This is a genomic window from Streptomyces sp. NPDC087845 (assembly GCF_044742755.1).
Classification (GTDB): domain Bacteria; phylum Actinomycetota; class Actinomycetes; order Streptomycetales; family Streptomycetaceae; genus Streptomyces.
In genome coordinates, this window is record NZ_JBIUVC010000002.1 from 289,048 (window position 1) to 301,976 (window position 12,929).

Sequence of the window (12,929 nt, forward strand, 5' to 3'; positions counted from 1 at the left end):
GCCGCAGCCGCACCGGCACCGCGGCACCGGCACCGCCCCGCGGGAACCGTCCGAGCGGCCCCGCCCACCTCTTCTCCACTTTTCTCACCAGCTGCCAAGGACTGCCATGGATGCCATCTCCCTGGGCTTCGGTGTGCTCGTAGCCGTTGTCCTGCTCATCGCCGTCGCCCTGCTCCTCGTCATCAGCCGGCTCTTCCGCAAGGTGGAACAGGGCAAGGCGCTGATCATCTCCAAGACCAAGAAGGTCGATGTCACCTTCACCGGGGCTGTCGTCCTGCCGGTGCTGCACAAGGCCGAGTACATGGACATCTCGGTGAAGACCATCGAGATCCGCCGCACCGGGCGCGAGGGTCTGATCTGCCAGGACAACATCCGCGCCGACATCCACATCAACTTCTTCGTGCGGGTCAACAAGACCGTCGAGGACGTCATCAAGGTCGCCCAGTCCATCGGCACGGAGCGGGCCAGCGACAAGGTGGCGATCCAGGAGTTCTTCGCCGCGAAGTTCGCCGAGGCGCTCAAGACCGTCGGCAAGCAGCTCGACTTCGTCGACCTGTACACCAAGCGCGAGGAGTTCCGGGACCGCATCATCCGGGTCATCGGCACGGACCTGAACGGTTACCACCTCGACGACGCCGCGATCGACTTCCTGGAGCAGACCCCCATGGCGCAGCTCGACGGCGCCAACATCCTCGACGCGCAGGGCATCCGCAAGATCACCGAACTGACCGCGATCGAGCACGTCCGCACCAACGAGTACCAGCGCACCGAGCAGAAGGAGATCACCCGGCAGAACGTCGACGCCCGGGAGACCATCCTGGAGCTGGAGCGCCGGCAGGCCGAGGCCGAGATCAAGCAGCGCCGCGAGGTCGAGACGCTGCGGGCCCGCGAGGAGGCCGCGACCGCCCGGGTCCAGGAGGAGGAACGGCTCGGCGCCCAGGCCGCGTTCATCCGCACCGAGGAGCAGCTCGGCATCCAGCGCGAGAACCAGGCCCGGGAGATCGCCGTCGCGCAGAAGAACCGCGAGCGGGTCATCGCCGTGGAGAACGAGCGCATCGAGAAGGACCGGCTGATCGAGGTCATCGGGCGCGAGCGGCAGACCGAACTCGACCGGATCGCCGCGACGAAGGAGGTCGAGGCCGAGCGCCGCGAGGTCGCCGATGTGATCCGGGAGCGGATCGCCGTGGACCGTACGGTCGCGGAGCAGGAGGAGTCCATCAAGACGCTGCGCGCCGTCGAGGAGTCGGAGCGCACCCGCAGGTCGGTCATCATCGCCGCCGAGGCGGAGGCGCAGGAGAAGCTGGTCAAGGACATCAAGGCCGCGGAGGCCGCCGAGGCGGCGGCCACCCACCTGGCCGCCGAGCAGCTGACGCTCGCCGAGGCCCGGCTGAAGACCGCGGACCTGGACGCCCAGGCGAAGCTGCGACTGGCCGAGGGCATCCAGGCGGAGTCCGCGGCGCCCGGACTCGCCGAGATCCAGGTGCGTGAAGCGGAGGCCGATGTCATCGAGAAGGCCGGTCTCGCCGAGGCCGAGGCCACGTCCGCCCGCCTCAAGGCCGAGGCGGAGGGTTCCAGGCTGAAGGCGCTCGCGGCGGCGGAGGGCACGCAGGCCCAGGCGACGGCCGACGCGGCGATGATCGGCGAGAAGCTGAAGGCCGAGGCGGCCGGACTCACCGAGAAGGCCGCCGCGATGGCGGCGCTGGACGACGCGTCGCGCGGGCACGAGGAGTACCGGCTGCGGCTCGCCGCGGAGAAGGAGATCCGGCTGGCCGGGCTCGATGTGCAGCGGCAGGTCGCCGAGGCGCAGGCGACGGTGCTGGCCACGGGGCTGGAGAACGCCGACATCGACATCGTCGGCGGGGAGTCGGTCTTCTTCGACCGGCTCGTCTCGGCCGTCTCGATGGGCAAGAGCTTCGACGGGTTCGTCGAGAACTCGGACACGGCGAAGGCGCTCGCGGGACCGTGGCTGAACGGCACGTCGTCGTTCACGGACGACCTGACGCGGGTGCTGGGCTCGGTGTCGACGGGCGACGTGCAGAACCTGACGGTGTCGGCGCTGCTGATGCGGATGATGCGGGCGCCCGGAGCCGGTGTCGCGCCGGGTCAGGTGCAGCAGCTGCTGGCCGCGGCGCGGGAGCTGGGGCTGGCGGACGTTCCGGTGTCCGCGGTGACCGGGGCGGGCGCGTCCGACGTACCCGCCGCGCGAAACGGGTCGCCGGTCGCGTAGGGCGGACGCCGATCGCCGGACGGGCCTGATCTCCGTGCAGGCCGGGTGGATCGGGCCCGTCCGGCCGACGCTTCGTCCTCGGACACCGATCGCCGGGCGGGCCCGAAACCTCCGTGCAGGCCGGGCGGATCGGGCCCGTCCGGCCGACGCTTCGTCCTCGGGCGCCGGGCGGGCCCGCCCGGCCGCATCCACCCCGCACCACACATCTCGTAGGGAGAGCCGCACGTATGGACACCGACACCACGACCGCACCGCCCGCCGGCGGCCCCGTGGACGCGGGGACGTACGACGTGCTGCGCCGCCGGCTGAACGACCGGGCCGCCGACCTCGCGAGCCGCGCCGAGGCGCTCAACGCGCGGCGCACCGAGGAGTTCGGGTCGACCGAGCTCCGGCTGACCGGTACCGAGCAGATCCGTACCGAGCGGGCCTCCGTGGCCCGCGACCTGGTGGCCGTCGGCGGCCGGCTGCTGTTCGGCTTCGAGCGGGGCCCGGGGGCGGCGGAGGCCGTCGAGGTGCGCGACGTACTCGCCCTGTACGGCCCGGCGTTGGACGAGGCGCCGCCGGGCGGGGGTGGTCTGCTCGACGACGAGGCCTTCGTCCGCGAGTTCGCCGCCCTGCACCGCTACTACCGCGACGCCCGCCTCCTGCGGCTGCGCCGCGTGGACGGCAAGCTGCTCGCCGTCTTCCGTACCGGGGAGAGCGCCGACGGCATCCGGGTGCTGCGCTGGGCGCTCGCCCCGGACGGTTCGCCCGGGGCGTTCCTCGACGCGCGCGGCGACCGCGACCACGTCTTCCCGCCGTCGCACGACTTCACCTGGACCGTCGCGGGCCGCGAGTCCCACGTCCTGGGCCGGCACCCGCACATCGCCGTGGGCGGGGACGGGGACGGCACGGGCGCCGTCCTCTTCGTCGACACGCTGGGCGGCACCCTCACCGTCAAGGCGGTCAACGACACCGACACCCCCGACGGGATCTACGAGGAGCCGGTCACCGAGCCGCTCCAGTCCCTCGCCGACGCGGATGTCGAGCACGCCGTGATCGGCCCGCTGGTCCTGCTCCGCGTCCGCCCGTACAACGAGGAGTCCTGGCGGTATCTGGTCCACAACACCCTGCTCGGCACGGTCCTGCGCCTGGACCTCATCGGGCCCGCCTGTCACCGGCTCCCGGAGGACCAGGGGATCATCTTCCCCGGCGGCTACTACCTCACCACCGGCACCACCAAGACCTTCGACATCGCGGAGCCGCTCACCCGCCCGGTCTTCGAGGGCGCGGTCCGCTCCCCGAACGGCGAGGACGTCCTCTACGTCTTCCGCTCCCCCGACGACGGCCGCGGCCTGCTCCTGCCCTACAACCTGATCCGGCAGGAGGTCGCCACTCCCCTCCAGGGCCGCGGCCACGCCCTGCTCGACGACGGCACGCTCGTCCTGCTGCGGGACACCGCGACGGGCGGCGAACCGGCCCGGATCCACCCGTTGCAGCGCTGGCACACCCCGTACGTCTCCGACACCCACGCCGCGTCCCGCCCCGCCGGGACCGGCCCGCTCGCCCGGGTCGGCAACGCCGATCTGGTGCGCGGCATCTCCGACTGCCTCGCGCTCGCGCACAGCGCCGCCGAGACGACGCCGACCGCCGCCGTGTACGCGCGGCTGGTCGCGGACTGCACCCGCGCCACCGACCGCTACCACTGGCTGACCGACCCCGAACTGGGTGAGCTGGCCGCCCCGTTGGCGGAACTGCGCGACACCGCGCAGCAGGTCCTCGGCGAGTTCGAGACGGTGCGGGAGCTGACCCGGCAGGCCGCCGAAGCGCTGGCCGGGACGGCCGACCGGCTCACCGTGCTCGTCCGCCGCATCCGGGGCGAGGCCCCGCGCTCGGCCGCCGCCTGGGTCGACCGGCTCACCGAGCTGCGCCGCGCCCACGGCCGGCTGGCGACACTGGCCGAGATGCGGTACGCGGACACCGAGCGGATCGCCGAACTCACCGCCGCCACGGCCGACGACATCGAATCGGCCGCCCAGCGTGCCGTCGCGTTCCTCGGCCGGGACGACGCGTTCGCCGGCTACCACGAGGACATCGACCGCCTCACCGCGGAGGCGTCCGCACTCACCGCGGTCGTGGACGCCTCGGCGCTCGGCGACCGGCTGACGGAGATGACGGAGGGGCTGAGCACCGTCACCGAGGTCGTCGCCGGGCTCGACATCGGTGACGCGACGGTCCGTACGTCGATCCTGGAGCGGATCGCCGAGGTGCTCGGCGGGGTCAACCGGGCCCGCGCCACGCTCGACGCGCGCCGCCGCGAGCTCCTGGACCACGAGGGCCGCGCCGAGTTCGCGGCAGAGTTCGCGCTGCTCGGGCAGGCCGTCACGGGGGCCCTGGCCGCGGCGGACACCCCGGACGCCTGCGACGATCAACTCACGCGGCTGCTGCTCCAGTTGGAGAACCTGGAGTCGCGGTTCGCGGAGTTCGACGACTTCCTCGCCGAGCTGGCCGAGCGGCGGACGGAGGTGTACGAGGCGTTCTCGGCCCGCAAGCAGACGTTGCAGGACGCCCGCGCCCGGCGGGCGGAGCGGCTGGCGGATTCGGCGGCCCGGGTCCTGGAGACGGTCTCCCGGCGGCTGGCCGCCCTGCCCGACCCGGACGCCGTCCACACGTACTTCGCCTCCGACCCGATGGTCGCCAAGGTCCGCCGCACCGCCGACGAGCTGCGGGAGCTCGGCGACCCGGTGCGCGCCGAGGAACTGGACGGGCAGCTGCTGGCGGCCCGCCAGGAGGCCGGGCGGGCCCTGCGCGACCGCGGCGAGCTGTACGCGGACGGCGGCGCCACGATCCGCCTCGGCCGGCACCGGTTCGCGGTGAACACCCAGCCCTTCGACCTGACGCTCGTCCCGCACGGGGACCGGCTCGCGTTCGCCCTCACCGGCACGGACTACCGGGCGCCGGTCACCGACCCGGAGTTCGAGGCGAGCCGCCCGTACTGGGACCGGACGCTGCCCTCCGAGTCCCCGCACGTCTACCGCGCCGAGCACCTGGCCGCCCGGCTCCTGGACGAGCACGGAACCGATGCCCTCACCGCCCTGAACGCCGACGAACTGGCCTCTCTGGTACGGGAGTCGGCGGCGTCCGCGTACGACGAGGGCTACCAGCGCGGGGTCCACGACGAGGACGCCACCGCGATCCTCACCACCCTGCTCGGCCTGCACGCCGGGGCCGGGCTGCTGCGCTGCCCGCCCGCCGTACGGGCGGCGGCGCAGCTGTTCTGGGCGTACGGCACGGACGAGACCCGGCGCACCTCCTGGACCCGGCGGGCCCGCTCGCTGGCCCGTGCCCGTGAGACCTTCGGTCTCGCCCCGGCCATCGGGGCCCTCCAGGAGGAATGGGCGGACGCCGTCCGGGCCGGCGGATGCGGGGGCGGGGCGTCCGGGGCCGACGGTGCGCGGGCGGTCGCCGCGTACCTCTTCGAGGAGCTGACCAGCGGTCCCGCCGGATTCGTGACGAGTGCCACCGTCCGCACCTTCCTGGACAAGTTCCGCCGTACGACGGGTTCTTCGGCGTACGACGAGGACCTCGACGCCCTCCACGACGACCTCCCCGCCCGGCGCCAGCTGGTCGAGGGCTGGCTCGCCCCGTACGCCTCCGCGAGCGGTACGGAGGTCGACGCGGGCGATCTGGCGGAGGCCGTCGCCGTGGAGCTCTGCCCGGAGCCGGTGCTCGCCCGGTACGAGTGCGACGCGCCGCTCACCGCGACCGTGGACGGCCTGCTCGGCACCCATCCGCGCGTCACCCGGGGCCGGCTCACCGTCCGCCTCGACGAACTCCTCGCCCGCACGGCCGAGTTCCGCACCACCGCCGTTCCCGGGTTCCGCGCCTACCAGCGTCTGCGCACCGCACTCGTCACCGCCGAGCGCGCCCGGCTGCGGCTGGACGACCACCGTCCGCGCGTCATGTCGGCGTTCGTCCGCAACCGCCTCCTGGACGAGGTGTACCTGCCACTGATCGGCGACAGCCTCGCCAAGCAGATCGGCACCGCCGACGCCGACCGGCGCACCGACTCGCAGGGCCTGCTGCTGCTCGTGTCGCCGCCCGGCTACGGCAAGACGACGCTCATGGAGTACGTCGCCGACCGCCTCGGCCTGGTCCTCGTCAAGATCAGCGGACCGAACCTCGGCCACGACGTGACCTCCCTCGATCCGGCACAGGCGCGCACCGCGACCGCCCGCCAGGAGATCGAGAAGATCAACTTCGCCCTGGAGTCGGGCAACAACACCCTCCTCTACCTCGACGACATCCAGCACACCTCGCCCGAACTGCTCCAGAAGTTCATTCCGCTCTGCGACGCCACCCGCCGGATCGAGGGCGTCCGGGACGGCGAGCCGCGCAGCTACGACCTGCGGGGCAAGCGGTTCGCGGTGTGCATGGCGGGCAATCCGTACACCGAGTCCGGGGCGCGCTTCCGCGTCCCCGACATGCTCGCCAACCGGGCCGACGTGTGGAACCTCGGCGAGGTGCTGAGCGGCCGCGAGGACGTCTTCGCGCTGAGCTTCATCGAGAACGCGCTGACCGCCAACCCGGTGCTGGCCCCGCTCGCCGGGCGTTCCCGCGACGACCTCGCCCGGTTCCTGCGGCTCGCCTCCGGTACGGGCCCCTCCCCGGACTCTCCGCGCCGTCCGAGCACGGGAGACGCCGGCGCGGGCGCGGACCGGCTCGACCATCCCTACGCACCCGCCGAGGTCGACCGGATCGTCTCGGTCCTGCGCCATCTGCTGGCCGCGCGGGACACGGTGCTGGCCGTGAACGCCGCGTACATCGCCTCCGCCGCGCAGACGGACGCGACACGCACCGAGCCGCCGTTCCGGCTCCAGGGCTCGTACCGCAACATGAACAAGATCGCCGAGCGGATCGTGCCGGTGATGAACGAGGCGGAGCTGTCCGCCGTCATCGACGACCACTACGCGGGCGAGGCCCAGACGCTGACCACCGGCGCGGAGTCCAACCTGCTGAAACTCGCCGCGCTGCGCGGGCGGCTCACCGACGGACAGTCCGCGCGCCGGTCCGCGATCAACGCCTCCTACGTCCGTACCCAGACGCTCGGCGGCCCGGACGGCGACCCGGTGACGAGAGCGGTCGCCGCGCTGGGGCTGCTCGCGGACCGGATCGCGGCCGTCGAGTCGGCGATCGTCCGGGCCGCGGACCCACGCCACCTGCTCGCAGGCCCGCAGGCCCGGCACGCGGCCCGCCCGCTCGGCGCCCCCGGAGAAGATCGCTGACCGGCGGGTACGACGCAGAGGAGCAAGGCATGCTGGGTTCCGTGCCTCCACTTCCCCCACAGTCCCAACGCTCCCCGTTCGGCGGCCACATGGTCGTCTGCGGTGACGACGCGCTGGCCCAGCGGCTCGCCGGAGAGCTGCGCTATGTGTACGGCGAGCGGGTCACCCTCGTCCTGCCACCCGGACGCGACGCGCGCCGGCCGGAACTGCCGCTGACCGGGCGGGGCCGGGCGGCGGCGCTGTTCGGCCGGATGTCGCAGGCGATGAACCGCAACGGCGGGACCGGGCCCACGGGTGCTCCCGGGGACGGCGACACCAACGCCGGGGTCGAGGCGGTACGCATCCTGGAAGCGGCGGAGCCGTCCGACGAGGTCTTCGAGGAGGCGGGCGTCGGATCGGCCGCCGCACTGGCCCTGGTCTACGACGACGACGAGCGCAACATCCGCGCCGCGCTGACCGCCCGCCGCCTCAACCCCCGTCTCCGGCTGGTCATCCGGCTCTACAACCGCAAGCTGGGCCAGTACCTGGAGACCCTGCTCGACCAGGCCGCCGCCGTCGCCGCCCCCGACCTCGACCGCAGCGCGCTGGACACCTCGACGACCGTCCTCTCCGATGCCGACACCGCCGCGCCCGCCCTCGCGGCAACCGCGCTCACCGGCTCCAGCAAGGTCATCCAGGCGGAGGGCCTGCTGCTGCGCGCCGCCGAACGGACCCCGCCCCAGGACGGCCGGATCGCCGACCCCGGCCTGTGCACCCTCGCGCTGCTCTCCTCCACCGCCCACGACCCGGCGGGCACCGAGGGCTCCGACAGCAGCGGCGACGAAGGCCCCCGACTCCTGCCCGACGAACGGCAGGTGGCCGCCGCGACGGGCCGGGGCACGATCGTCCTGGAGGCGGTCAGCCAGGCGGGCCCGGCCGGTCCGCCGCCCCGGATGGGCGGCCGGGGCGCACCGCTCAGCCAGTTCTTCTCCCGGCGGCTGCGCTGGTCGGCACTGGGCGTCGGCCTGGCCGTGGTGGGCCTCGCCGTCGCCTCCACGCTCACCACCGGCGACGATCCGGTGCACGCCGCGTATCTGACGCTGCTGGACCTGTTCGCGATGGGCGACCCGGCGATCGGCGACCCCCTGGCCCGCCAGCTGATCCAACTCCTTTCGGGCGTCGCCGGGTTGATGCTGCTGCCGCTGCTCGTGGCGGGTGTGCTGGAGGCTTTCGGCTCCCTCCGCACGGCGTCCTCCCTGCGCCGCCCGCCACGCGGTCTCTCCGGCCATGTGGTGCTGCTCGGCCTCGGCAAGATCGGAACCCGGGTCCTCGTCCGGCTGCGTGAACTCGGCATTCCCGTGGTGTGCGTGGAGGACGATCCGGACGCGCGCGGCATCCCCGTGGCCCGGCGGCTGCACGTGCCGGTGGTCCTCGGTGATGTCACGCAGGAGGGCGTGCTGGAGGCGGCGAAGATCCAGCGCGCCCGCGCGCTCCTCGCCCTGACCAGCGCCGACACCACCAACCTGGAGGCCGCGCTGTACGCCCGCTCGGTCGAGCCGGATCTGCGCGTCACGCTGCGCCTGTTCGACGACGAGTTCGCCACCGCCGTCTACCGCACCCTGCGCGCCGCCCACCCGCAGGCCCTGACCCGCTCCCGCTCCGTGACCCACCTGGCCGCCCCGTCCTTCGCGGTCGCCATGATGGGCCGCCAGATCCTGGGCGCGATCCCGGTCGAACGGAAGGTGATGCTGTTCGCGGCGATCGAGGTCGCGGGGCACCCGCAGCTGGAGGGCCGCACGGTGGAGCAGGCGTTCCGGGCGGGTGCCTGGCGGGTCCTCGCCCTGGACGCGACCCCGCCCGAGGACCGCCGCCCGGCCCTGGCCACGCCCGCCCCCGCGTCCCCGGACCGCCCGTCGGGCCTGGTCTGGGACCTGCACCCGGGGTACGTACTGCGCCCCGAGGACCGCGTGGTGATCGCGGCGACGCGGCGGGGCCTGGCCGACCTGCTCGGCAGGCGGCGCCCCGTGGCACCGCGGTCGTGACGGGGCGGTGGGGTGTGCGGTGCGGTGTGCGGTGCGGTGTCCGACGCGGTGCGGTGCGGTGTCCGCCCTCGGGGGCGCATCGATCTTCTGAGGCTTGTACCGGAAGTGGATCAGGTCGTGGTGGCGAGTTCGACGAGGTGGCGGGCCGTGCCGGCAGGACCGACGATCGCTTCGGCAGCCGTCACACCAACGCCAAGCTCCCCTTCACCGCCGCCCACGGCCTGCGCAAACGCCCCGGCATGGCCCAGGCCCTGCACCTCGCGGGACTTCCCCTGGACGGACGCCACCACAGCGGCGCGGACGACGCCTGGAACATCGCGGCGCTGATCCTGGACGTGGCGGCACGGGGTGCCTGGCCGACTGCGGACTGACCGGCGGCCGCGCGCCTACAGCACGCCCCCCATCACCTCCCGTACCTCGTCCAGCGTCGCCTCGGCGATCTCGTTGGCCCGCTCGTTCCCGTCCCGGAGCACCGACCGCACGTACGCCATGTCCCGCGCGTACTCGGCGCGCCGGGCCCGGATCGGTGCCATCCGGCCGTTGACGGCCTCGGTCACCGTCCGTTTGAGGGCGGCCGCGCCCCCGCCGCCGATCTCCTCGGCCACGGCGTGCGGATCGCGGTCCAGGCAGAGCGCCGCCAGCAGCACGAGCGAGGACACCCCGGGCCGGGCCTCCGGTTCGTACGTGATGTGCCGCTCGGCGTCCGTCTTCGCCCCGCGGATCAGCCGCGCCGTCTCGTCGGCGGTGGCGCCGAGCGCGATGGAGTTGCCCCGGCTCTTGCTCATCTTGGTGCTGTCGGTGCCGAGCAGGAGCGGCGCGGCGGAGAGCAGCGCGTCCGGCTCCGGGAAGACCGCCCCGTACCGCTCGTTGAAGCGGCGGGCGACGGTCCGGGTCACTTCGAGGTGCGGCAGCTGGTCCTGCCCGACCGGCACCAGGTTGCCCTTGCAGAACAGGATGTCGGCGGCCTGGTGCACGGGATACGTGAACATCAGCCCGCTCACGGCCGACTGCCGGGAGTGCACGATCTCGTCCTTGACGGTGGGGTTGCGGTTCAGCTCGGCGACGGAGACGAGGCTGAGGAAGGGCAGCATCAGCTGGTTGAGCGCGGGCACGGCGCTGTGGTTGAAGATCGTCGAACGAGCGGGGTCGACGCCGATGGCCAGGTAGTCCAGCAGCATCCCTTCCATGTGCTCGGAGAGCCGCTCGGCGAGATCCCGGTCGGTGAGCACCTGGTAGTCCGCGATGATCACGAAGACGTCCACACCGAGGTCCTGGAGCCGGACGCGGTTGTGGAGGGTGCCGAAGTAGTGCCCGAGGTGCAGCGGCCCGGTGGGCCGGTCCCCGGTCATCACCCGGAACCGGCCGGGGGTCTGCCGGATCCGCTCCTCCAGTTCGACACTTCGGCACTGGGCAGGGTCGGGGGCGGTTTCGGCAGCGGTGGCTGTGTTCATGGGGCTCTCTCCTCGCGAGTGCTGGTTGCGTGGAGGACGGCCCGCCGGGATCGGCATCCGTACCCGTACGAGGGCAGAGAAAAGGGCCGTCCATATCGAACGGCCCTGGTCCCGCGCTGATGAGGTGGCCGCTCCTAGAAGGAGCGCCACCAGTTTCGGCACGGTACGGAGGTCATGGGCCGATGGTAGCGCGACCCTGCCCTGCGGTCACGGCCCCTTTCCGGAGCTCATCGGCCGGGCGTCAGCTCCGCCCACACCACCCCGTCCCGGGTCCGCTGGGCAGCACAGGCAGGGGCGCAGCCGGGCAGGGTGGCAGGGGGCGAGGTGCAGCGGGGCGGGCGACCGGGGTCCGGCCGGGATGCCGGGGGTGAGGACTGCCGGCACCTTCTCCGGTGACGAAGGTGCCGGCAGTCCGGGGAGGAGAGAAGAAGCGCTCCCCATTCCTCGACCAGCGGCGGACGCTCGCTCGCGGGGTTCAGCCGAACCAGCGGGCGAGAGCGGTCTTGAGTGGGGTGCCGTCGGTGTCGGCCCAGGCGACGTAGCCGTCGGGCCTGATCAGCAGGGCTCCGGCGCCGTCGAGGTCCTCGTCGGCCTTCGCCATGACGTGGTCGACCCGGTCGGACCGGTCGCCGACCGAGCGCCGCCTGCCGTCGAGGGAGAGCAGCAGGCCCCGGCCGGAGTGCATCAGCCGGCTCACCCGGCTCGGGCCGTCCTCGGTGGTCAGGTCCACGTCGATCAGCCGGGGGCCGACGCCGGGGTACCGGACGTCCAGGCCCGACATCATGCCCGAGACGTAGTGGTTGGTGTCCGGCAGCCGCAGCAGGTCGGTCACCAGATCGCGGACCGCGTCCACCTCCTCGTCCCCGCCCGGGTTCATGATCACCGCCTGGGCGCGGGTGTGGCGCAGCACGCGCGCGGCGACCGGGTGCCGCTCCTCGTGGTAGCTGTCGAGCAGACCGGCGGGCGCCCAGCCGCGGATCGTGCCGGCGAGCTTCCAGCCCAGGTTGATCGCGTCCTGGACGCCCAGGTTGACGCCCTGGCCGCCGATGGGCATGTGGATGTGCGCCGCGTCCCCGGCGAAGAACACCCGGCCTTCGCGGTAGCGCTCGACCTGTCGTACCGCGTCGCTGAACCGGGAGGCGGCGAGCAGCTCGCCCAGTTCCGTCTCGGGGCCGTACACGGCGTGCAACGCCTCACGGACCTCGTCGGGCGAGACGGGCACCTCACGGCCCGGTTCGTCCCCGGAGAGATTGCCGAAAAGCAGCCGGTACAGATCCGGGCCGAGGGGGTGCAGGATGGTGAGGAAGCCGCCCGCGGACCGGGGGTACTGGCTGAAGTGGCCTCGGCCGGTGGGGACTTCGGCGGACCGCGCGGCAAGGGTGAGGTCTGCGGCCACGGCGGACATCCGGCCCGCCCTGCCGGGGAAGGGGACGCCGAGCAGGGTACGGACCGTGCTGTGCGCGCCGTCGCAGGCGACGAGGTGGCTGCCGCGGATCTGCCCGGTCGCGGTGCCGTCCACGGCCCACTCGACCGAGACGCCGTCCCCGTCCTGTTCGACCGACGTCACCTGGTGGCCGCGGAGCACGGGCACGCCCCGCTCGGCGAGACGCTGTTCGAGGTACGCCTCCAGCCGGGCCTGCGGGAGAGTGACCGGATACGGGTGCCGGGTGCGCCAGGTCCGGCAGTCCAGCTCGACCGGCAGGGTGGCGAAGTGCCCGCCGGTCGTGTCGCGCGACGGCGCCTGGGCGAGCAACGGGTCCAGCAGTCCGCGCAGGTCGAGCACCTCGGCGGTGCGCGGCTGGAGTCCGCCCGCCCGGGACTGGGTGCTGCGGGTGCGCTGCTTCTCCAGGACCACGACCGGCATCCCGGCCAGGGTCAGCTCATGGGCCAGCATCAGCCCGGTCGGGCCGGCTCCCACCACGATGATCTCGGTCCGCATGACGACCTCCTGAGTACACCAAGTGCA

5 protein-coding genes and 1 pseudogene are annotated in these 12,929 nt (G+C 73.2%); 4 read left to right on the forward strand and 2 right to left on the reverse strand.

The window, feature by feature from the left end:
• The first annotated feature begins 106 nt into the window (after positions 1–106).
• The 4 genes and pseudogenes from ACIOMQ_RS06910 to ACIOMQ_RS06925 form a co-directional block, all read left to right on the forward strand.
• Positions 107–2,227: a flotillin family protein gene (locus tag ACIOMQ_RS06910; RefSeq protein ID WP_362192834.1), complete on the forward strand. Its 2,121-nt coding sequence runs from the start codon at positions 107–109 to the stop codon at positions 2,225–2,227.
• 227 nt (positions 2,228–2,454) lie between these two features.
• Positions 2,455–7,491 (forward strand): DNA repair ATPase, encoded by a 5,037-nt coding sequence (locus ACIOMQ_RS06915; RefSeq protein WP_402188146.1) that lies wholly within the window; start codon positions 2,455–2,457, stop codon positions 7,489–7,491.
• A 29-nt stretch (positions 7,492–7,520) separates the two neighbouring features.
• On the forward strand, positions 7,521–9,512 hold the full coding sequence (locus ACIOMQ_RS06920) for an NAD-binding protein (protein ID WP_362192828.1): 1,992 nt from the start codon (positions 7,521–7,523) through the stop codon (positions 9,510–9,512).
• 170 nt (positions 9,513–9,682) lie between these two features.
• Positions 9,683–9,883, forward strand: a pseudogene (locus tag ACIOMQ_RS06925) (DNA polymerase III); the annotation flags it as partial.
• A gap of 15 nt (positions 9,884–9,898) precedes the next feature.
• Here the strand turns inward: ACIOMQ_RS06925 and trpS are convergent.
• Together trpS and ACIOMQ_RS06935 are read right to left on the reverse strand one after the other, a co-directional pair.
• Positions 9,899–10,963, reverse strand: coding sequence for a tryptophan--tRNA ligase (gene trpS / locus ACIOMQ_RS06930; RefSeq protein ID WP_402188148.1), 1,065 nt, complete (start codon positions 10,961–10,963; stop codon positions 9,899–9,901).
• A 475-nt stretch (positions 10,964–11,438) separates the two neighbouring features.
• Positions 11,439–12,902, reverse strand: a complete 1,464-nt coding sequence (locus tag ACIOMQ_RS06935) for an FAD-dependent monooxygenase (protein ID WP_401262171.1) — start codon at positions 12,900–12,902, stop codon at positions 11,439–11,441.
• Positions 12,903–12,929 lie beyond the last annotated feature (27 nt).